Annotated in this window: 18 protein-coding genes; 13 read left to right on the top strand and 5 right to left on the bottom strand. The window is 46.1% G+C overall.

All coding sequences use genetic code 11. The annotated features are described in order from the left end of the window. The first annotated feature begins 14 nt into the window (after positions 1-14). Together DXD02_RS11385 and rsmA are read left to right on the top strand one after the other, a co-directional pair. Positions 15-2,909 (top strand): hypothetical protein, encoded by a 2,895-nt coding sequence (locus DXD02_RS11385; protein ID WP_118666861.1) that lies wholly within the window; start codon positions 15-17, stop codon positions 2,907-2,909. Between the two features lie 15 nt (positions 2,910-2,924). Further along, entirely contained in the window at positions 2,925-3,797 is an 873-nt protein-coding gene (rsmA, locus tag DXD02_RS11390) for a 16S rRNA (adenine(1518)-N(6)/adenine(1519)-N(6))-dimethyltransferase RsmA (protein ID WP_022461748.1), read from the top strand. Positions 3,798-4,523: 726 nt separating this feature from the next. Here rsmA and DXD02_RS11395 read toward each other — a convergent pair. Further along, entirely contained in the window at positions 4,524-5,675 is a 1,152-nt protein-coding gene (locus DXD02_RS11395; protein WP_118666862.1) for an ROK family transcriptional regulator, read from the bottom strand. A 513-nt stretch (positions 5,676-6,188) separates the two neighbouring features. Here DXD02_RS11395 and DXD02_RS11400 point away from each other — a divergent pair. The 3 genes from DXD02_RS11400 (at position 6,189) to DXD02_RS11410 (ending at position 7,977) form a co-directional block, all read left to right on the top strand. Further along, the gene (locus DXD02_RS11400) at positions 6,189-6,587 is read left to right on the top strand and encodes a Fur family transcriptional regulator (RefSeq protein ID WP_022462913.1); all 399 of its coding nucleotides are present in this window, start codon (positions 6,189-6,191) and stop codon (positions 6,585-6,587) included. A 170-nt stretch (positions 6,588-6,757) separates the two neighbouring features. Next, entirely contained in the window at positions 6,758-7,303 is a 546-nt protein-coding gene (locus DXD02_RS11405) for an NADH peroxidase (RefSeq protein ID WP_022462914.1), read from the top strand. A gap of 140 nt (positions 7,304-7,443) precedes the next feature. Continuing rightward, positions 7,444-7,977, top strand: coding sequence for a cob(I)yrinic acid a,c-diamide adenosyltransferase (locus DXD02_RS11410; RefSeq protein WP_022462915.1), 534 nt, complete (start codon positions 7,444-7,446; stop codon positions 7,975-7,977). A 179-nt stretch (positions 7,978-8,156) separates the two neighbouring features. On the opposite strand, the gene DXD02_RS11415 is transcribed toward DXD02_RS11410, so the two are convergent. Genes DXD02_RS11415 through DXD02_RS11430 form a run of 4 tightly spaced genes read right to left on the bottom strand, consistent with a single transcriptional unit; the run spans position 8,157 to position 11,187 of the window. Beyond that, complete coding sequence (locus DXD02_RS11415) at positions 8,157-9,509, bottom strand: MATE family efflux transporter (protein WP_118666863.1); 1,353 nt, start codon at positions 9,507-9,509, stop codon at positions 8,157-8,159. 18 nt (positions 9,510-9,527) lie between these two features. Then, positions 9,528-9,926 carry a DUF4234 domain-containing protein gene (locus DXD02_RS11420; protein ID WP_022462917.1) on the bottom strand — a complete coding sequence of 133 codons (399 nt, stop codon included), beginning with the start codon at positions 9,924-9,926 and terminating at the stop codon, positions 9,528-9,530. Between the two features lie 15 nt (positions 9,927-9,941). After that, positions 9,942-10,406 (bottom strand): DUF2752 domain-containing protein, encoded by a 465-nt coding sequence (locus DXD02_RS11425; protein WP_118595655.1) that lies wholly within the window; start codon positions 10,404-10,406, stop codon positions 9,942-9,944. Further along, positions 10,372-11,187, bottom strand: coding sequence for a MurR/RpiR family transcriptional regulator (locus DXD02_RS11430; RefSeq protein ID WP_022462919.1), 816 nt, complete (start codon positions 11,185-11,187; stop codon positions 10,372-10,374). The genes DXD02_RS11425 and DXD02_RS11430 overlap by 35 nt, the downstream gene beginning before the upstream one ends. A 242-nt stretch (positions 11,188-11,429) precedes the next feature. On the opposite strand from DXD02_RS11430, the gene nagA reads away from it, so the two are divergent. The 8 genes from nagA to DXD02_RS11470 all read left to right on the top strand — a co-directional run bounded on the left by nagA (position 11,430) and on the right by DXD02_RS11470 (position 21,825). After that, on the top strand, positions 11,430-12,539 hold the full coding sequence (gene nagA, locus DXD02_RS11435; protein WP_055220960.1) for an N-acetylglucosamine-6-phosphate deacetylase: 1,110 nt from the start codon (positions 11,430-11,432) through the stop codon (positions 12,537-12,539). A 34-nt stretch (positions 12,540-12,573) separates the two neighbouring features. Then, positions 12,574-13,314 carry a glucosamine-6-phosphate deaminase gene (gene nagB, locus DXD02_RS11440; protein ID WP_118666864.1) on the top strand — a complete coding sequence of 247 codons (741 nt, stop codon included), beginning with the start codon at positions 12,574-12,576 and terminating at the stop codon, positions 13,312-13,314. A gap of 539 nt (positions 13,315-13,853) precedes the next feature. Continuing rightward, positions 13,854-15,836 carry a methionine--tRNA ligase gene (gene metG, locus DXD02_RS11445; protein WP_117761350.1) on the top strand — a complete coding sequence of 661 codons (1,983 nt, stop codon included), beginning with the start codon at positions 13,854-13,856 and terminating at the stop codon, positions 15,834-15,836. A 68-nt stretch (positions 15,837-15,904) separates the two neighbouring features. Next, entirely contained in the window at positions 15,905-16,690 is a 786-nt protein-coding gene (locus tag DXD02_RS11450) for a hypothetical protein (RefSeq protein ID WP_147399115.1), read from the top strand. A gap of 614 nt (positions 16,691-17,304) precedes the next feature. After that, a complete protein-coding gene (locus DXD02_RS11455; protein WP_022461187.1) occupies positions 17,305-17,952 on the top strand; it encodes a helix-turn-helix domain-containing protein in 648 nt (215 codons plus the stop codon). Between the two features lie 224 nt (positions 17,953-18,176). Further along, positions 18,177-19,082, top strand: a complete 906-nt coding sequence (locus DXD02_RS11460) for a hypothetical protein (protein WP_022461188.1) — start codon at positions 18,177-18,179, stop codon at positions 19,080-19,082. A gap of 148 nt (positions 19,083-19,230) precedes the next feature. After that, complete coding sequence (locus DXD02_RS11465; protein WP_022461189.1) at positions 19,231-19,464, top strand: hypothetical protein; 234 nt, start codon at positions 19,231-19,233, stop codon at positions 19,462-19,464. A gap of 573 nt (positions 19,465-20,037) precedes the next feature. Then, positions 20,038-21,825 carry a helix-turn-helix domain-containing protein gene (locus tag DXD02_RS11470; protein ID WP_158576357.1) on the top strand — a complete coding sequence of 596 codons (1,788 nt, stop codon included), beginning with the start codon at positions 20,038-20,040 and terminating at the stop codon, positions 21,823-21,825. Positions 21,826-22,213: the final 388 nt, after the last annotated feature.

Below are 22,213 nucleotides of genomic sequence, written 5' to 3' on the forward strand. Positions count from 1 at the left end.
TTGAGGTGAAAAGATTGGATAAAGCTGAATATCAAAGCCGGCTGGAAGAGCTGAACAGTCTGGTAAAAAAAGAGGACTATGAGGGGGCACTTGCAGTTGTAGAAGCCGTTGATTGGCAGCGTGTCAAGAGTCTGCGCACGCTCGGCATGGTAGCGGATGTCTATGAGGCGAACAAACGATATCCGGAGGCGAAGAAGATTCTGCTGATGGCGTATGACCGTTCCTCCATCGGAAAGGGCATTCTGTACCGCCTGGTAGAGGTCTCCGTAAAAATGAAAGACTTTGATGAGGCGATTGACTTTTACAACGAGTTTGAAGCAGTCGCACGTCACGATAATTCCCGGTATCTGCTGAAATACAAGATTTTAAGAGGACAGAAAGCGCCGCTTGAGGAGCAGATTTCCCTTCTGGAGGAATACAAAGAGCGGGAATTTACCGAGAGATGGGCATATGAACTGGCAAACCTTTACAGCAAAGCCGGAGAGACGCAGAAATGCATCGATGCCTGTGATGAGCTGATCCTGTGGTTCAGCGAGGGCAAATATGTGACAAAGGCAATGGATCTGAAAATGAAGTACGAGCCGCTGTCACCGTCCCAGCAGATCAAATACGAGCATCGTTTTGACTACAAAAAGAATGAAGAGCCGTCCGAGGATCCGGAAGCACTTGAAGTGCGGTTAGCCGGAGAGAGCGGAGCCGGTGAAATGGCTGCGACGAAAGAGCCGGCAGAGACACCGGAAGTAAAACCGGTAAACGGCGGTGTGATGAGCCAGTATGTGGCCGGTGAAGAAGAAAAAGAAGCCGGTTCGCCGTACGAAGCATATGAGAAAACACAGCAGGCCGAGGCAGATGCAGAGCAGGTGCAGGAGTACGAAGCACTGCAGCAGACAGAGGAGCCGATCGAGGAGATTCCGGAAGAGCAGGCGTATGCAGACAGCACGCCGACGTACCTTGGAAATACGATCGATCTTCACGCAGAGCTTGCAAAGAGCATCCGCGATGTCTTCTCCTTCCGCGGAAAGAAACAGGAAGAGACGGCAGTCGAGGAAGAGACAAGCGAAGAGCCGGTACAGTACGAAGTAAAAGATCTGGAGCCGGAGCAGCTTGATGTAAACGTAGAGGTATCCCCGGATGCCAACACGACAATCAAGACAAGACCGCAGCCAAAACCGAAGGAAAAAGCCGAGCCGGTAATGCCGAAAGCACCGAAGCCGGAGAAGAAATACGAAGAGCCGGACCTCGAAGCACTGTTCCAGGAGACCGCAGCAAACCTGTCGGAGGAAGTTGCGGAGGAAGAAGCAGAAGAGCCAGTGGAACCGGCAGCAGAAGCCGAAACCGCAGAGCAGCCGATGGATCCGGAGTCCGAGGCAGAGGCACGGGAAGCGGCTGAGGAGCCGCAGGCGGAAGCTGAGCCGGAAGAAGATGCAGAACCGGCAGATGAAGCGGAAACCGAAGAGATCACAGAACCGGCGGATGAGGCTGAAACCGAAGAAGCTACAGAGCCGATGGATGAAGCTGAGATCGAAGAGATTATAGAACCGGCAGCCGAGGCTGAAATCGAAGAAGCAGAAGTTACAGAACCAGCAGTGGAAGCTGAAACAGAAGCAGCCGAGAAGGCTCAGGCGGAAGCCGAAATTGAGGAAACCGTAGAACCGGCGGAGACACCGTCCATGGATGCAACGGTTGTCATCGCGGATCTGAAACCGGCAGAGGAGACACGGCCGACCATCGATTTTAGTGAGCTTCAGGCAGCGCTGAACGCAGAAGTGCAGGAAGCTGAAAAAGCATCGGAAATCGAACTGCCGGATGAGCCGGAAACTGCGGAAGCAGAACCTGCTGACGAGCCGGAAAGCGAAACAGAGCCGGAAACCCCGGCCGAGACTGAGCCAGCCGATCCGTTTGAGCCGGCAGGAACCCAGCCGATCGAGATTACCCCGGAGGAAATCGAAATCGAAGTTCCGACCGAGCCAAAGCGTGAGCGCGTATCCGATGCGACGATCAACATGAGCATCGAAAAAACAACGGATGCCACCGTTCAGCTGATCCGCGACAACATTCCGGAAGGAACTGTTGCGAAATCGATTGAAGAGGTGCTCCGCGAGGAGACGCCGGAGGAGGCAAGACTCCGCATCCTGAACGACACCCAGCCGGATAAGCTGAGTGATGAGCAGAAAGCGCTGTTTACTTACTTTGCGAAAGTTCCAGGCATGGATATCCAGATTCTGGATGCAATGCATGGTGTTTATCATTACGCAGGCGACCGTACTTCCCGTCATGGAAACATTGCCATTATGGGCGGATACGGTACTGGAAAAACGAAGCTGTCGGAGGATCTCGTCCGTGCAATCTGTGCTGACTTAAAACTTCCGGCAACGAAGATGGCCCGTCTGGATGCATCTGTTCTGAACAAAAAGGACTGTGCGCAGATTGTTTCAAAGCTGGCGGGAGGTTTCCTCCTGATCGAGCGTGCCGGTCTGATGTACCCGGAGACGATCGAGAAGCTGTCGCAGGCAATGGATTTCCGTACCGACAGTCTGGTTCTGATCATCGAGGATGAGAAGGTCAGCATGAGAGGTCTTCTGCGGAATTACCCTGATTTTGCGAAGAAGTTTGAGACGGTCATTTCGATTCCTGTTTTCACGAACGACGAGCTTGTTACGTTTGCCCGCACGTATGCGCGTGAGAATGGATACAAGATGGACGAGATGGGTGTGCTTGCTCTGTATACACAAATTGGCAATAATCAGAAGGAGGGCGAGCCGATGACGATTTCACAGGTCAAAGATATGGTGGATCGTGCCATCGCCCATGCAGAAAAGGGAACCCGTAAATTCGGAAGACGCATGTCCAGAAAGCATACCGATGCGGACGACCGCGTGATTCTTTACGAGAAAGACTTTGAGTTCTAAATACATGGAGAATTTATGGAGAAAGTAAAACCGTGGCTCGGGGAGCCGCAGAATACAATAGCCGTACTGCAGAAGTACGGCTTTGTATTTCAGAAAAAGTATGGTCAGAATTTTCTGATCGATCCACATGTGCTGGATAAGATTGTAGCCGCTGCAGGTATCGGACCGGACGATTTTGTTGTGGAAATCGGACCTGGTATCGGTACGCTGACGCAGTATCTTGCGTATGCTGCGCGGAGTGTGTGTGCGGTGGAAATTGACAAGAATCTGATCCCGATTCTGGAGGATACGCTGTCGGATTATGATAATGTTGAGGTTATCAACAATGATGTTTTGAAGGTGGATCTGGCGGCGCTGGCGAAGGAGAAGAACAACGGACGGCCGATCAAGGTTGTGGCGAATCTTCCGTATTATATTACGACGCCGATTATTATGGGATTATTTGAGAATCATGTGCCGGTGGATTCGATTACGGTTATGGTTCAGAAGGAGGTTGCGGACCGGATGCAGACGGGGCCGGGATCGAAGGATTACGGGGCGCTGTCGCTGGCGGTGCAGTATTATGCGGAGCCGTATATTGTGGCGAATGTGCCGCCGAACTGTTTTATGCCGCGGCCGAAGGTTGGAAGTGCGGTGATCCGGCTGACGCGTCATGAGGTGATGCCGGTGGAGACGAAGGATGAGAAGTTGATGTTTTCCATTATTCGGGCGTCGTTTAATCAGAGACGGAAGACGCTGGCGAACGGACTGAAAAATTCGGAGCTGCTGCATTTTTCGAAAGAGGAGATTGAGGCTGCAATCACAGCCTGCGGCTGGCCGCTTACGATTCGTGGGGAGGCATTGAATTTACAGGAGTTTGCGCGGTTGACGGATGAATTGTGTAAATAGAGGGGACGCCTCGCCGTCGCCCGTCCGCCCTTGCGTGATACGCATGGCAGCGGTGGAAAAGCGGGGGAAAAACGTAGAAAAAATGGAGGTCTTTCGACAGACACCGGCATTATTCGCCAGGAAAGCCTGATGCTTTCCCAGCTCAGAATGCCTTGAAATCTGGTGTTGAGCACCAGATTTCAGTCTCTCGAAAGGCCTCCATTTTTTCTGGTTTTTCCTGCCCGCTTTTCCAATGCTGCCATGCCGCATCACGCAAGGACGGACGGGCGGCGGCGAGGCTGGTAGTGGGGGCGGGAGGGGAGGTCTGGATCCGCCCGGATGGGCGGATCGGCGTGAGATTGTTGTGAGGAAGATGGGAGAAAATGAGAAAAAGGCATGAAAAAAAGCACCGTTGGCGAAACAGTGCTTTCTTTCATTTTTATTTTTAAAGGAAGGAGAGCCGATTTTCTAATCGGCAATATGAAAAAGAAAATTGTGTAAATAATGTTGGCATTCATTATTTATGCTTTTAGTATACGGGTAAATTATGTTGAAAGCGTGTTCATGTTGTAAAAAAATCATGAACAAATTGTGACTATTCAGAGCCATGCGAAATTTCAGAACAAATTGCGAATCATGCTTGCATGAATGAGCACTTTTTTCTGAAATTTCATATGGCGAGAAGCCACATCAAGATGCAGCGCAGCGGAATCGAGATGGGGCTCTGAACAGGGACTTATTTCTGAGTTACAGGTCCAGCAGCTTAAAGGTGGAAATTCCGAGGAAGTTCCGGGAGCAGAGGCTGATTCCGCCCATGAGGACGGAGACATCCTGCAGGTGAGCCGGGAGGACGTGGAGGTACCAGCGGAGGCGGTTCTGGATTCCGGAGGTGATTTCGTCGATCAGACCTGGGATGTAGTTGGTGAAGGAGCTGTTGATGACGATGACGTCCGGGTTGAAGGTGTGGAGAACCGTGTTCAGGCTGATTCCGATGTAGTGGGTGAAATCCTGCATTACTTTGCGGGCGTTGGGGTTGCCTTCCTGGTAATACTGGATGAAGCGTTCGACGGAGACGTTTTCTAAGCCTTCGGCGGCGGCAAAATCGTTCAGGACGGAGGCTTCGGAGATGTACTGTTCGAGGCAGCCGTGGTTGCCGCAGGGGCAGGGCCGGCCATCGGGGAAGAGGATGGTGTGGCCGAATTCGCCGGCGTAGCCGTTCTGGCCGGTGTAGAGTTCGCCGTCAATGAGGATTCCCATGCCGACGCCTTCGTGGATGTTCAGGAAGATCATATTTTTAAAGTGCTCTGCGCAGGCGGCTTCGCCGATGACGGAGAGGTTGGCTTCATTTTCTACGATGACAGGGACCTGAAATTCTTCTTCGAGGTAGTTTTTCAGGTTGGAGTGTTTCAGATCGTAGTAGGGTGTGAATAAAACGAGGTCGTCGCAGACGACGCCGTAGATTCCGATGGAGATTCCGACGAGGCCGCACGGGGTCTTGGGGAGGTCGGATTTGGTTTTGTGGAGGAGGGAAATCAGGTATTCCTCCAGGGAGAGGGATGGATCAATCGGGTATTCTTTTACAGTACATGATTTTCCCTTCAGATCTCCGGTGAGAATGGTGATCTTTTTTACGCCGAGATCGACGGCGATGATGGAACCGTAGCGATTATTAAAAGTAAGCAGAATCGGTTTTCGACCCATGGAAGTTTTTTCGGCGCTGCCGAGTTCTATGACGAGCTGGCGGTCGAGCAGTTCCTGGACGATGGTGGATACGGTTGCTTTTGTCAGATGCAGCATTTTCGCCAGATCTGCGCGGGAAAGCGGCGGATGGTTGGCGATTGCCTCGAGAACCAGGGCGCGGTTCATGTCTCGTATATATTCCTGATTTCCGGTACTCATAAAAAATCCTCCATTCTGCCGCATTGGCTGTACATCAATCTTAACATAAATGAGAGAGAAATGACAGGGAAAATCGGGGATGGGCAATACGAATAGAAAAATTAACGGAGAAAAACGATTTCTAGACAGAGTAGAGAGTAAGGGACAGAATTAGAAATAAAATATGTGATAAATACACAAATAAAGTATAAAATAATTCTAAAAAATGTACAGATTCACAGAAGATTCACTGCGTGTTCATAATCTGTTCATAATTAATTGGTATAGTTATCTCAGTTCCAAAGGAACAGCGTGTATGCAATCACTACACAATTAAGATTTTTTCATAATAATAGCCCAGGCGCCGAGAGGTTCCTGGGCACTCCTCGTTTTTGGGAAATTTTTGATCTTGGGACAGACGGAAATCTGTGTAGACAGGGTAGTGATCTTTTTCTTGACTTTTGCGAGAAGCAGCCTTATAGTATAAATATAATAACAATTACTGTTATCGAAAGACACGAAAGGAAAAGAACTATGTCAACACTCAAGTATAGCAGACAAAGAGAAAGCATCAAAGTCTGCCTTCAGGGACGAAAGGATCACCCGACCGCAGATATGCTCTATACCGATGTACGGAAAGAATTTCCCAATATCAGTCTTGGCACAGTATACCGGAACCTGTCTCTTCTTTCTGAATTAGGAGAGATCAAGCGTCTTACAACAGGAGATGGCCCGGACCGGTTTGATGGAGATACTTCCACGCATCACCATTTCATTTGCAGAAAATGTCACTGCGTGACAGACCTTACAATGCGTGACATCAGCGAAATCAAGAACGTAGCAGCGGAAAATTTCAGAGGTACGATCGAAGATTACTCTGTGAATTTTTACGGCATCTGCGAGAACTGCAAAAATCACCCGGGGAACGTATAGCATCCCTAGGAAGAAAGAAAAAATTAAAAATAGGTATTGACAAAAAGGGAAGCTTATGCTAAAGTAATATCAGTAACAGTTACTAATATCAAAAATAAAAAACTGTTATAAACCACAAAATTGGAAATGATAAAATTAAATACACAACAAAAAGAAAGGAAAGAAAGACTATGAAAAAATTTGTATGCAGCGTATGTGGATATGTTTATGAAGGAGCAGAAGCACCGGAAGTCTGTCCGATCTGTAAAGCACCGAAAGAGAAATTTATCGAGCAGGGCGAGGATCTGACCTGGGCAGCAGAGCATGTAGTTGGCGTAGCATCCGATGTTCCGGAAGATATCAAAAAAGACCTGAGAGCCAATTTCGAGGGCGAGTGCTCTGAGGTTGGTATGTACCTGGCAATGTCCAGAGTAGCATTCCGCGAGGGATATCCAGAAGTAGGTCTGTACTATGAAAAAGCAGCTTACGAAGAAGCAGAGCACGCAGCAAAATTCGCAGAGCTTCTCGGCGAAGTTGTAACCGACAGCACCAAGAAAAATCTGCAGATGCGTGTAGAAGCAGAGAACGGCGCAACCGCTGGTAAAACAGATCTTGCAAAACGTGCCAAAGCCCTGAATCTTGATGCAATCCATGACACCGTGCATGAGATGGCAAGAGACGAAGCTAGACACGGAAAAGCATTCGCTGGTCTGCTGGCTAGATATTTTGGTAAATAATCAGGAAACCTTTTTGGGGGGCGGAATAAAATCTGCCCTCCTTTTTCCGTTGTTTACAATTTTTACTTGGGATTGCGAACTTGTTTCGAATTACCTGTTGTTTACAAATGAACATAGAAAGAAAAAGCGAGGTTTTCACCATGGAAAAACAGACAGGCTGTGTCCACATCTACTGTGGGGATGGAAAAGGAAAGACGACTTGTGGTATGGGACTCTGCACGCGTGCGGCAGGGTATGGATACCGTGTTTTGATTTATCAGTTTATGAAAGATAACAGCACGAGCGAGCGGAAGGTGCTCTTACTGTCGCCGAATGTGACGTTTGTGCCGGGGCAGGACAAGATAAAGTTTTCGTTTCTGATGACACCGGAGGAGAAGGCAGAGCAGAAACGGTATTATGAAGAGCAGTTTCAGAAAGTGACAGAAAAAGCAGTTCAGGAAGAATACGATGTACTGTTTCTGGACGAGCTGGTTTATACGATTGGAAGCAAACTGTTTGATGAGCAGCTCCTTCTGGATTTTCTGGATCACAAGCCGGAGAAGCTGGAAGTGATTCTGACAGGGCAGGGACCATCGGAGGCGCTGATTGAGCGGGCGGACTATGTTTCGGAGCTGAAAAAAATCAAGCATCCGTTTGACAAGGGGCTTGCGGCAAGAGATGGAATCGAGCGGTAACGCTGAAAAAACAAGAAAAAAGATACTGTTTTGCGGGGAAGATGATTCCATGCAGAACAGTATCTTTTTTTTGATTTTGCGGGCAATGAACCAAAATCTGTGATGGAACAAGTTTCTGGTGATTGCCGCGATAACCTGAGAAGTATCTGGAAGCCGCTGTAAGACAGAAAATAACGTTATTATTTCGCACCGCGATCCGCAATCATTTTCGTGGATTTCTTCACGCAGTACAGACATGTCGGTGCGATATAGCAGCAGGCGGCGAGCCACGCAGCCTGATCCGCAAAGCAGATTGCGGTGAAGCCAAACGCACCGACAAATCCCAGGCAGACAATCGTCCGTGCCAGCATCTCCATTACGCCGGAGAAAACGGCTCTTCCCGAGTAGCCAAGTCCCTGCGTTACCATACGGCAGACATTCAAAATACCAAGCATCCAGTAGAAAAATCCGAGGCAGCGCAGATATTTTGCCGAAGCGTTGATTGCTTCGAAAGCAGAGCTGACAATAAAGAGCTTTGTCAGCGGCCGTCCGAACAGAATCATGATGACACCTGCAAACGCACCATAGCCGACACCGACAAGCACACCCTGGCGGAGTCCCTGACGGATTCGTTTTGCCTGGCCGGCTCCGAGATTCTGACTGCAGAAAACGGAAGCCGCGGTACTGATCGCATCAAACGGGCACATCATAAACTGTTTGATTTTCATAGCAGCTGTGAACGCCGAAACATAAACACTGCCAAGTCCATTATTCGCTGACTGCATTACCATACTGCCGATCGCCGTGATCGAAAACTGCAGTCCCGTCGGAATGCCCATTGCGAGGAGTTCCTGCGCGGCATCCTTTCGCAGAGTGCGGTTTTCTTTTGTCGGAAGCAGGAGCTTTACCTTACGGGAAATAAAAAACAGACATAAGAGTCCGCTGATCGCCTGGGCGGAAATCGTCGCAATCGCCGCGCCTGCGCACCCCAGATGCAGAATGATAATATAGAACAGGTCGAGGAAAATATTCAGGATTGCCGAAAATGCCAGAAACAGAAACGGCGTGCGGCTGTCCCCGACGGCACGCAGGATGCTGGAAAGATAATTGTACAGAATCGAAAACGGAATCCCGAGGAAAATCACAAGCTGATATGCGTAGGCATCCGCGAAGATATCGGACGGAACCGACAGCAGGTGCAGAATCGGTGCACAGAGTAAACTGCAGAGTGTGGTCAGAATGGCCGCAATCAGGACAGCAAGTGCAGCACCATTAAAAATATAATCGCGCATTTTATCAAGCTTTCCGGCGCCGAAATACTTGGCAACCGGGACACTGAATCCCGTGCAGCTTCCCATACAGAAGCCGAGCACCAGAAACTGTACACTGCTGCTTGCACCGACGCTGGCGAGCGCCTCCGGGCCAAGTGCCTGGCCGACAATCGCCGCATCGATGATGTTATACGTCTGCTGCAGCAGATTTCCGATGAGAAGCGGAAAGGCAAACGAGAGCATCAGCTTTACCGGATTTCCCTTTACCATAGATGTTGCCATAAAAAACGCCTCCCCTGCTTAATATGCACGTGAATTATAAACGAGTGCCGTCTTATTCAGGTTCTGGATCATGAAATAGTCGGCAACGAGCTGGCCGATGCCGCCGGTCAGGTAGCCAAGCAGCGTCCACAGAAGAATGGCAGAACCATTTTCCTCAATCATCACACCGTAGCGGTCGTAGGATTCGCGGTACATGCGGTTCGCCTGTTTGTAACGCCAGTAAACGCCGTAAATTCCACAGGTAACCCAGGACAGAAGCAGCACAATAATGTAGTTCGGGCTGTCTTCGCCGTCACCGTAAAAGATGGTGTTCAGGTCTTCCACATAAACATACCAGAAGTAGATCGAGTAGAGTCCGCACGTCAGAAATGTGAGCAGAAGATAGAACCAGAAACTGCGGTTGTCTTTTACATTCATTTGTAAATACCCCCTTTAATTAAGATAGAACCATTGTAGCACGCGCCCGAGAGAGGGGTCAATAGAAAGGAGCGGGTCGTGGTAATAAATGCGCCAGGCATAAACGGCGAGAAGCAGCACGACAATCACCGTAATGATCCCCTTTTTAAAACGCCGAAGTCCCGCCGTCTGTTCCGGCCCGAAGAAGAGCCATATCCCTGCGGGCAGTACGGCATAGACGAGCGGATGCATCCGAAATGCCGCCCGAAAATGACCCGAGAGCAGAAGCAGTACCGCGCGGCTCATTCCGCAGCCCGGGCAGGAAATGCCGGTGGAAAACCGGATCGGACAGCCGATGCCTGTGAGGGTGATGAAGGCGACGTAAACGCCGAGGAGCAGGCAGAAGAAAAAGAAATCACGGCAGCGTTTCTTCAGAAAAGAAAGATACGCGCTGCCGCGGCCGGGATCACGTTTCATGGAGTTTGGTGACGGCGTATTCATATAAAGCCTCCTTGCGCTCGCTGTCGGTCGTGAGAAAATGCGAGTACAGAACGTCGATCATAACGAGAATCGGGAACTGCGGAGAGATTGCGCCACCGTTTTTCAGATGCTCTTTGACTGCAAGCAGCAGGACTTCATCGCAGAAGGCATCGTAATCGCTGGAGCTGCGGGAAGTAAAGAGAATGGTAGAGGCTCCCTTTTCCTTTGCGGCTCCGAGCGCACGCAGCACCTCCGGTGTCTGTCCGCTGACGGTAATGCCGATTGCAGCGCAGCTCTCATTGAGCAGAACGGCATTCATTTTCATGATGTGAATGTCGGTAATTGCTTCAATATCCACGCCTGCAAGCATAAAACGCAGCTTCATTTCCTGGGCGGAAAGTCCGGAGCTTCCAAGACCGTAGACATACACCCGACGCTTCGAAGTGAGAATATGGCAGATGCGGTCAATCTGCGCGCGGTCGGCGAGCGAGTAGCTTTTATTCAGCAGCTCCTGATACGTATTCAGCACCTGTTTGATGTGATCGTCCGTACCGGGCAGTGCGGCGTTCAGACCTTCCTGGTAACGGTAGACAAATTCGCGGTAGCCCGTGTAGCCGCATTTTTTCGCAAAGCGGGAGAGCGAAGCCTCCGAAACATAGAGCAGTTCCGAAACGTGGCGCGCGGACAGATCCGACTCGTCGGTATTATGAATAAAAAAATCTGCTACCGTCCGTTCCAGGGGAGTGAACGAGGGATAGACAGACTCAATGACAGGAATAATTGATTTTTCAAAGTGTTCCATGGAACGTAAGTCCTCCTGGTATCTGTAAATATCTGAAAAAAATTCAGATCAGTTCTTGCTTTATTGTATCACAGGCAGAGTGGTGAATCAACTTTCAATTGTGTGTGAATTGTACGGGAAAGCGGGCGGAAAAATGGAAAGAACTTTAATGACGTGAAAGTAATTTCTAAAATATAAAAATAGTTGAAAATAAAATCAACATAAATTATAATCAGAACAGATCAAAGAAAGAAGGCAAGACAATGATTATCAAAAACGGACGTGTATTTCAGGAAGACGGAACGTTTGCGGAAAAAGATCTTTATATAGAAGGAAAACGTTTCGTTTCCACAAAAGAAGAAGTGATCGATCAGGAAGTGATCGATGCGAAAGGCATGATGGTTCTGCCGGGACTGGTTGACGTACACAGCCACGGCGCTGCCGGACATGATTTTTCAGACGGAGACGTGGAAGGTTTAAAAGAGATCCTGCGCTACGAGAAAGCGCACGGCATTACCTCTTACTGCCCGACATCCATGACACTGCCAAAAGACGATCTGCTGAAAATCTTCGGAACCATCGAAGCAATCAAAGATGAGCCGGAAGCAGAAGTGATCGCCGGCGTCAACATGGAAGGACCGTTCATCGATCCGATCAAAAAAGGCGCACAGGCAGAGGAGAACATCGTGGCTCCGAACGCTGAGTTCTTCCGCGCATGCAATGCGGCGAGCGGCGGAAAAATCCGTCTCGTAACCCTGGCCCCGAATATGCCTGGCTCACTGGAATTTATCAAAGAGGTTTCCGATGAAGTCATGGTTTCCATCGGCCATACAACAGCAGATTATGACACCGCGCTGGCTGCCATGAAAGCAGGAGCACACCATGTCACCCATCTGTACAACGCCATGCCGCCGTTCGCACACCGTAACCCTGGTGTCATCGGCGCCGCATTCGACGATCCGGAGTGCCGCATGGAGCTGATCTGTGACGGCTATCACATTCACGGTGCGGTTGTCCGCGCGACCTTCTCCATGATGGGAAGTGAGCGCATGGTTCTCATCAGCGATTCCATGATGGCAACGGGAATGCCGAACGGAACGTATTCCCTCGGGGGACAGGCTGTCTGGATGAAAGACGGAAAAGCAACCCTGACCGACGGTGAGACCATCGCGGGTTCCGCTACGAACCTGTACGACTGCATGAGAAAAGCAGTTTCGTTTGATATTCCGCTGGCAGATGCCATTTTTGCGGCAACAAGAAATCCGGCACAGAGCATCGGTATCTACGATGAAGTAGGATCCATTGCACCGGGCAAAAAAGCGCATGTACTTCTGGTGGACGACGAACTGAACCTGAAACAGGTTATTATGTAATTTATTATATAGAAGAAATTTGGAGGAAAAACAAATGTTATTAATTGAAGCAAAAGATTACAATGATATGAGCAGAAAAGCAGCAAACATCATTTCCGCGCAGGTGATCATGAAACCGCATGCAGTGCTCGGCCTTGCAACCGGATCTACCCCGGTCGGCGCTTACAAACAGCTCGTCGAGTGGTACAACAAAGGCGATCTCGACTTCGCAGGTGTAACCAGCGTAAATCTGGACGAGTACAAAGGACTCTCCCCGGAGAATGATCAGAGCTACCGTTATTTCATGAACACCAATCTGTTCAACCATGTCAACATCGACAAAGCGCATACCTACGTTCCGAACGGACTGGAACCGGACAGCGAAAAAGCATGTGAAGCTTACAATGAAATCATTCGCAGTGTCGGCGGCATTGACCTGCAGCTTCTCGGACTTGGAAACAACGGCCATATCGGATTCAACGAGCCGGGCGAAGCATTCGAGAAAGAAACACACTGTGTCGATCTGACGGAAAGTACCATTCAGGCCAACAAACGTTTCTTTGAAAAAGTAGAGGATGTTCCGACCCAGGCATACACCATGGGAATCAAAAATATTATGCAGGCAAGAAAGGTCCTGCTGATTGTCAGCGGCGAAGGAAAAGCAGAGATTCTTGACCAGGTTCTGTACGGACCGGTTACTCCGCAGGTTCCGGCTTCTATTCTGCAGCTCCACACGGACCTGACGGTTGTGGCAGATGAAGCGGCACTGTCCGTGATCAAAGCAAAACGCAGATAATCGCTACAGAGCAAAGCTTTTACGAGAAACAGGTAAGAAAAGTCTGTCGGAGGGAGAAACTGTGAAGGACACAATTTACAGAAAAAATCCCACCCGGCGGGCTTTTTTGCGGTTTACAAATTCAGGTAAATGTGTTAGCATAAAATTAGCGCACAAAATCAGTGCATAAAATAAAAACACAATGACGAAGAGAGTACATCTGCATTCGCAAATTTACAGAGAACATCCCCGAAAACCATTCCGGTTTTGCAGGCTGAGAGGGGAGGAGGAGCGGCAGATCGAACATGGCTTCCGAGAGGCGCACCGAACCAGGGAGCGTGCCGGGAAAAATTTCCGGTACGGCCTGAAACTGGCAAGGCTGCGACAGGTTCCGCCTGTTACAGCGGGAAGGTATAAAAAATCATGTACCTGCAGAGGTTTCTGCCGTGAGGCAGGGACGAAAAGAAGTGGTATCACGGGTAAACAAACCTGTCTTCTTCCGATGACAAGAGCGGAATAAGGCAGGTTTTTTGATTTATCAAAAAGGAGAAATGAAAGCAATGGAAAAAATCAGACCAAAATATTACATCACCACGGCGATTGCCTACACATCCGGCAAGCCGCACATTGGAAACACCTACGAGATCGTACTCGCAGACAGCATCGCCCGCTTCAAACGTCAGCAGGGCTACGATGTATTCTTCCAGACCGGAACCGATGAGCACGGCCAGAAGATCGAGCTGAAAGCAGAAGAGGCAGGCATTACGCCAAAAGAATTCGTAGACAACGTATCCACCGAGATTAAGAGAATCTGGGATCTGATGAATACGTCCTACGACAAATTCATCCGTACCACCGATGCGGATCATGAGGCGCAGGTACAGAAAATCTTCAAAAAACTGTACGATCAGGGAGATATCTACAAAGGATATTACGAAGGTCTTTACTGTACACCGTGTGAATCCTTCTTCACCGAGTCCCAGCTCGTAGACGGAAAATGTCCGGACTGCGGACGCCCGGTTACACCGGCAAAAGAAGAGGCATATTTCTTCAAAATGAGCAAATATGCACCGAGACTGATCGATTATATCAACACCCATCCGGAGTTCATCCAGCCGGTTTCCAGAAAGAACGAGATGATGAACAACTTCCTTCTTCCGGGACTGCAGGATCTCTGTGTATCCAGAACCTCCTTCACCTGGGGAATCCCGGTATCCTTCGATCCGAAGCACGTTACCTACGTATGGCTGGACGCACTGACCAACTACATCACCGGAATCGGTTATGACTGTGACGGAAACAGCTCCGAGCAGTTCAACAAGCTGTGGCCGGCAGACCTGCATCTGATCGGAAAAGACATCATCCGTTTCCATACCATTTACTGGCCGATCTTCCTGATGGCACTCGATCTGCCGCTTCCGAAACAGGTATTTGGTCATCCGTGGCTGCTGCAGGGCGACGGCAAGATGAGTAAATCCAAAGGAAACGTGATCTACGCAGACGATCTGGTAGACCTGTTCGGCGTAGACGCTGTCCGCTACTTCGTTCTGCACGAGATGCCGTTTGAGAACGACGGTGTCATTACCTGGGAGCTGCTGGTTGAGCGTATGAATTCCGACCTGGCCAATACTCTTGGAAACCTGGTAAACCGTACCATCTCCATGAGCAACAAATACTTCGGCGGTGTTGTGACAAAGACCGGCGCAGCAGAAGAGGTGGATGATGATCTGAAAGCAGTCGTTACCGCAACAAAAGCAAAAGTTGCTGCCAAGATGGAAGAGCTGCGTGTGGCAGATGCAATGACTGAGATCTTTGGTCTGTTCAAACGCTGCAACAAATACATCGACGAGACGATGCCGTGGGCACTGGCAAAGGATGAGGCAAAGAAAGACCGTCTGGAAGAAGTTCTGTACAACCTGGTAGAGAGCATCACCATCGGCGCATGCCTGCTCGAGTCCTTCATGCCGGAGACTACTGAGAAGATCCTGGCTCAGCTGAACGCAGAGAAACGCAGCTACGAAGAGCTCGATCAGTTCGGACTGTACGTATCGGGCAATAAAGTAACCGATCAGCCGCAGATCCTGTTCCAGAGACTCGATGTCAAAGAGGTAATGGAAAAAGTAGAAGTGATCCAGGCAAAACAGAAAGCTGCTATGGCTGCTGCATCCCAGGAAGAGGAAAAAGAAGAGGAAGCAGTGATTGACCTTGAGCCGAAGGAAGAAATCACTTTCGAAGACTTCGGAAAAATGCAGTTCCAGGTAGGTGAAATCATCTCCTGCGAGCCAGTCAAGAAATCCAAAAAACTCCTCTGCTTCCAGGTCAAAGTAGGAAGCCAGGTAAGACAGATCGTCTCCGGAATCAAAGCATATTACAAACCGGAAGACACCATCGGAATGAAGGTTATGGTTCTCACCAACCTGAAACCGGCCAAACTGGCAGGAATGATGTCCGAAGGAATGCTGCTCTGTGCAGAAGACGCCGAAGGCAACGTATGCCTCATGACCCCGGAAAAAGCAATGCCGGCGGGTGCGGAGATCTGCTAATTGATTAAAAGAAAAATAGAGTAAATAGAGAAATCCCTTTCCATGCGTGATGTGTGGGGAGGGATTTTTTGCGTTTTAAAAAGTTAAGGAAAACGTCATATAAAGATTCTGAATCTTATGATAATATAATGATAAAGAGAGAATATTTGAACGGGTTTATCGAATATGACAACAGGAAGGAGGAGCGTTGTATGAGAAAAATGCGGACGTTATTTCTGGTTTTACTTTGCTGCGGACTGTCATTGTATGCGGGGGTATCTTATGTGAAGGCAGAGGAAAAGGTTCCTTCTGATTACGATGCTTATTTGCAGGAAACAGGGATGCCAGAGAATGAGATACAAAAGCTGGATGAGCATGTGAAGCAGTTTATCGTCGATGATTTAAAAAATGGGGATGGAAAATTTGAGTATATGAAAATCGATGTAGGAAAACAGGCGATGAATGGAAGAGAGGAAGATTTCGAAGGGATTGAATTTTCTGCATCAGCCTTCAAAAATGGTTCGACGATTTATGTTTATCCAACGTATGAATTCACAGAGGATAAAAAGCCATGTGGAAACGACAGCTTTTCGTTTTTGCTGGGAGAGGCGATAAGACCGTATAAATTTGGCGGAACCTTATGGTACAAAAACAGCAAAATGAACGACTGGGAAGTCAGTGGAAATCTTGTCGCAAATAATCAACAGCTAAACGGCGCCAGCTATTCCGGAAGCCAGTTGGGAACATCAAATTCTGCAATGAAATTTATGGGAACCACATATTGCCATGCTACAGTGGGGACGGGGGATGATAACAGAATTTTGATGGGGTATTCGTATCAGCCGAAGAAAGCAAGGGTTGAGTTATTTGGATAGGAGCTTTCAGGAAGGCAGATGATTTTTGTGCTGGCGGGAGGAATTGTTGTGGGGATCGTATGGTGGTGGAAAGAGAAAGTTTTAAAATAAGTGTCGAACGTAAAATACAACCAAAAAGAAACACTATAATATAACCGAAGAGAGTAAATTTGTTGTTGAAAGCTGATTGTGAAGAGGATATAATAAAAATATGGGTGCTATCAAAACGGTAGGCGGTTAGTCCTTCGACAGAGGGTTGCTGAGTGCCGGTGGCACTCGTTTAGCAACGACCGAAACGAAGTGTAGACCTGTGACCCTCTGATTACATAGAAACTCGAAAGAGAATCTTTTGAAAGGAGGGCTAAGCCAATGAGTATTATGGACTTTCTTGCAGTAATGAGCTTCGGCTTAACCTGCTTTAGTATCGGATATACGCTTGGCAAGGATAACAATAAGACACAAAAATAACCGCCATACAGTCTGACAAACGTTGCGGTTATTTTTGCAAACTATATCGGACTAACCGTCTACCGGTAGCACTCTTTTTCAATATCATAGTATCACGCTTTTGTGAAAATGTCAAAAGTTCTTTTTGCTTTGTTTTGAAAAAAGTTTGGATGAGGAGATGAAACCAGATGATCTATGCTTACGATAAATTATATCTTTCTGTTGCTCAAAAAAATCTTGCCTGCATGCTGGATTATATGGTGAATAATTTAAAATATCCATTGGAAACGGCATGGCAGTGGTTTTGCATGAGTAATACAGCATCGCGGTTTGAAAGAGGTGACTGCTCTATAGTGGCTGGAAGATCGGGAGTTGAGATTGCATATGAAGTATTAAGGGAAACTGGAAAACCACATCCGAAACAAACACCTTCATATTCCTACAATCGAAGCCCTGAATACTGGATCGGCTGGGCACTGGCCTATTATCAGTGGAGTACTAGTTTATCCTTTGCGGAAATAAATCAGGCCATCCCTGTAACTGAAGTACGAATGCTTTACACACCATACCATGAAATGGATATACGCCAGTTTGTGGACAAAATGAATGAATTATATCGTGAAGCAAAACCGGAGACGAACCTGAAAGAATTGCGTACCTTTGCAAATTTAAGTCAGAGTGAACTGGCACAGCAATCAGGTGTTTCAGTTCGTACTATTCAGCAGTACGAACAGCGAAGAAAAGACATTAACAAGGCGCAGACAGAAACGTTGTTGAAGATTGCACGGGTGTTAGTATGCAAGGTAGAAGATCTGGTGGAAAAAGTTCCGATGTAAGAAGAAAAATGAAAAAAAGCAGAGGCCATTTCCAATGAGGAGGTGAGCCTCTGTTTTTGCGTGTTGGAACTGGTAATCATTTGAAGAAGATAACAAGTTGCAATTAAAATAGTAACAAAAAAGAAAAGGAAAATATAGGAAAAGTGCTGCATTGTCTGGGAAAAGCGGGATCAGATATAATAAAGAAAAAAGGGAAGAGATGAAAAGGGAAAGGAGGGCGTTGCATGAAAAGAAAATTGGGAATATTTTGGGGACTGGTTGGTGCTGTTGCAGTATCAGCAATGAGTGTTTCTGCATCAACATTCGAAACATTGCCGGATTCCGGAGACTATGAAAAAATTGTGGCGCTTGCAGATGAAATTGTGTCTTCTACGAATGGCGGGCCTGTTTACGACCCGTTTTCAGAAGGGGTGACGGTCGATGATATTGATTTCGACAATGCGCTGAAAGAGTATATTGACACGCCGCTTTTTACTTCCGAGCTGCTTTCTGTTTCGGAAGTCGAAACGGCACTGGAAGAGAGTGATTATATCTGGATTGTTCCGATCAAAGCTTATGGTCATTTGTATGAGGCGTGCGCAGTGAGAGCTGATGGAGAGGATGGAAAGCCGGGCGATGCGTGGCACATCAGCGGCACTCGAGGGTATGAAAATGACAATACACCTACCTATATCGAGCAGTTAAAGACTTCGCTTGCTGCAAATCCAGACGTTGCGTGGGAAGATTATCAGTTTCATCTGGTCGGTGGAGCAGATCCCATCCGTTTTCCGATCTGGATTGCAATGAATGAAAAAAGTGTAGAATATCTGATCCCGGGACGCGAAGATGCGGCAGGCTGTCTTACCGACAGTTCACGGGCGGAAAATAATACGAATGATATGTTTGTGAAGCAGACGGCATTTCCGGCATACAGCTATCCGTCGGTTGTAGCCGCTGTTGCAGATTCCACTTACATAGAGCTGGAAAATTCCCTCGGAGGAACTAGCTCGGTTCTTGATGTAGCGGCACAGCCGGGGAAATATCAGCATAAAATGATGTATCGTATGTTGATGACGGAGGGGGGAGTTTTAGCAGCGATCATAGTATTGGGAGTGGTAGTTAGAAGAAAAAGTAAGAGAGAAGATGCATGAAAATCCAACCTGCCTTGGCGTATGGAAAGAAGTCTTTTATATAAAGAAAAATGTAAGAAGAATTTTAAATAAAATCATAGATTTTCAGATAATTTAGGCGTAATATGAACTTACTAAAAGGTACGTGAACACAACAACAAGAGATAAATTGCCAGAAGAAACACAGAAGCAGAAAGAGGACGGCGATCTTTCCTATTTTGGAACAGGAGATACCTACACGGTAGACGATGACAACACAGAGGCTGGAATTTACATTTCCGCAGATGATAAGGCAGCGAAGGTAGACATCAACGTGCGGCAGTACATTTACCGTCCTATGATGGGAAATCATTCCGGTACGGTGGAAGTGTATGAGGAATCTGAGAGCCGAGAAGGGTATTAAAAGCAAAGGTTTTGCTAGAACATAGAAAAGTCTCAGTGAAAGTGAGGACAAAAAAACATAGAAGAGATGAAAAAATAAATGGGAAAAGGGAAATTATGAAATTGGTGTGATGATTCGGAAAAAAAGAGGGCATAGTTGCAGAGCAAAGGAAGGCTTCGGTTTACGCTGGGGCCTTTTTTACGCCTAAGATAATCTTATACGTTTAAAAGAATGAAAAATTACACTTTTATTGAAAAAAAATGAAATACGTTGTTTTGTACAAAGAAAAGCACACAAATATGTATATAATTTCTCTTGTTGTTGCAAGAAATGAGAATTTATAATAGAAGGAATGATAATATTTGTAGTTTTGTCAAAATAAATCAAAATGTAACCAAAAGTATTACGAGAAAATTATGAAATAGACAAAAAAATCGGGCAGTTGTTGTGGACGTTAAGAGAGAAGGAGTACGTACGCCAGATTTAGTTCAAGTTAGCAAAGAATTGATTAGTAAATATGTAGAAGAACGAGATATAATAAAAGTCAAAAAATATAACATATAAAAGAGGACTTATTGAGAAAAAATGAAACAAATGCAAGGAATTGGACAGCTACTGTGGAAACTACGAGAAAAAGAAGGAATACGCCAAAAACAATTATGCATGGGAATTTCTTCTTTGTCGAAATATGCAAGAATTGAAGCGGATCAGCAGGAAATAGATTTTTTCCTGATTGATCGAATTATGGGGCGATTAGGAAAATCAGTAGAGCGACTTACTTATATATTGCCGATGGATGTTTATAAAATTTATGAATTACGACAGGAAGTTCAACAAAAAATATGTCAAAGAAAATGGGAAGAAGCAGAACAATATCTGGATGAATATGAAAAGAACAAACGGGCAAAAGAACCATTGCATCGACAATTCATAGAACAGGAACGTGCGCAGATTGCGTGGCTGCGCGGAGAATCGGTAGAACTGGTTTGTGAGCATCTGGAAACGGCAATTCTACAAACAATGCCGGAGGCAGAAAACCAAAGAAAGACGGGAGTTTTAAGTGCTGAGGAATATAAATTACTTCTTTTTAGGTGGGAAGTCTGTCAAGAAACAGAACAAAAACGAGCCAAAGATGAAATTAAAGCGTTAGTAGAAGAAATTTTCCGAAAAAATTTTGAAAAGACAGAACGAGTAAAAATAATTCCGTACGCAGCACTTTTAATAAGTAAAGTGATAGAAGAGGGTGAAAATACTACATATATAAAAATGAGAACAGAAGAAGCGCTGGAAGCGTTAAGAGACGAAGGAAAGCTACTTTATATGCCGGAAATTTTAAGTCAGTATATACGAATTTTAGAGAAAGAACAGTCAAATGCGGATTTTATTGAAATATTACGTCAGGAACAAAAATGCATATTAGAGGTAGAACATGATTATAATGTGTCGTTTGAGAATTATCGTTTGTTTGAACATGTAATTCGGAATTTTGAGGTGGATGCCGAATTAATTCGAAGAACGAGAAGAGCATCCAAACTCACACAAGAATCGTTAAGTGAGGATATTTGCACACAGGAGACACTGGCGCGGATAGAAAACGGAAATCAGCAGCCGCGAAGTGAAAAGCTTTGGCAAATTATGGAAAAAATGGATAGAAATGGAAAAAGAATTGAGACAGGAATTCAGGTAGAAGAATATGAAATATTAGAATTAAAAATAGAATTTTCAAAATATATGCATCGTAAAGAATATGAGAAAGCGGAAAAAATACTTTTTGAGATTGAAAGTAAGGTAGATCGTAGTGAGCCAGAAAACAAACAGTATGTAGAAGTTGGAAAAATACAATTAAAATATCATAAACATCTAGGCAATTCAGAAGAACTTGTACAGCAACTAAAAGCATTGTTAGAGATAACATTGAAATTTGAAGATGTATATAGAACAGAATATGTATTGAATCGCCAGGAAATCAGTGTTTTGACAGAAATAGCACTTATTTATTGGGGGAAAAAAGATTATCAAATGGCGTTGGAAATCTATCACTTTATAGACGACAGATATAGTGATAGCTGTATAAAGCCAGTATTTCATATGTTAGATTGGAATATGAATATAGCGAATTATGCAAGAGCACTGGATGAATTAAAATATTTTAAGGAGGCTATGTGCACATGTCAAAAAGCTGTTCAGCAGATGCTGTATGCAGGCAAGGGTGCATCTTTAGGATATTGCTTGATGATTCAGGCGTGCATTATGGAAGAAGAAGGAAAAGAAGTATGTAAAAAATATTTTAAACAAAACTTGAATCTGCTCAAGCTGTATAAAATGGATGCAGATTACAAGGTAATGAAAAATTATGTAGAGGAAAGAAATTTGTTAAATTAATGATCATTATCATTTGGAGGGAGTGGAGCTGAAGTTGTTGAAAATGGTGGAAATTTGGGTGCAGGAATAGTAATAGTTATATGAGAAAATATTAGGAAGATAAGTAATAATTTTTTGAATGTTTTTTTCATAGAAGATCTCGCTTTCGTTAAGTAAAATAATATATCTATAAAATATATGAAAAAAAATAAAAAGTTTATGATGTTAGATGGTTTTTTTATTTTATAGAACATCATAAACTTTTTGGGCTTTTAAGTGTAATATAAGACTATAAAGAAATGTGAAAAACTGAATCCAGGCTTTAAATGAGCCTAGGCTAACAGGCAAAATGAAGGAAGGAGAAAAGTCCAATGCAGAAGAGAATTAATAGCAGTGATTAATTTTGCAA

The organism is Blautia sp. TF10-30 (assembly GCF_003481245.1).
Classification (GTDB): Bacteria; Bacillota; Clostridia; order Lachnospirales; family Lachnospiraceae; genus Fusicatenibacter; species Fusicatenibacter saccharivorans.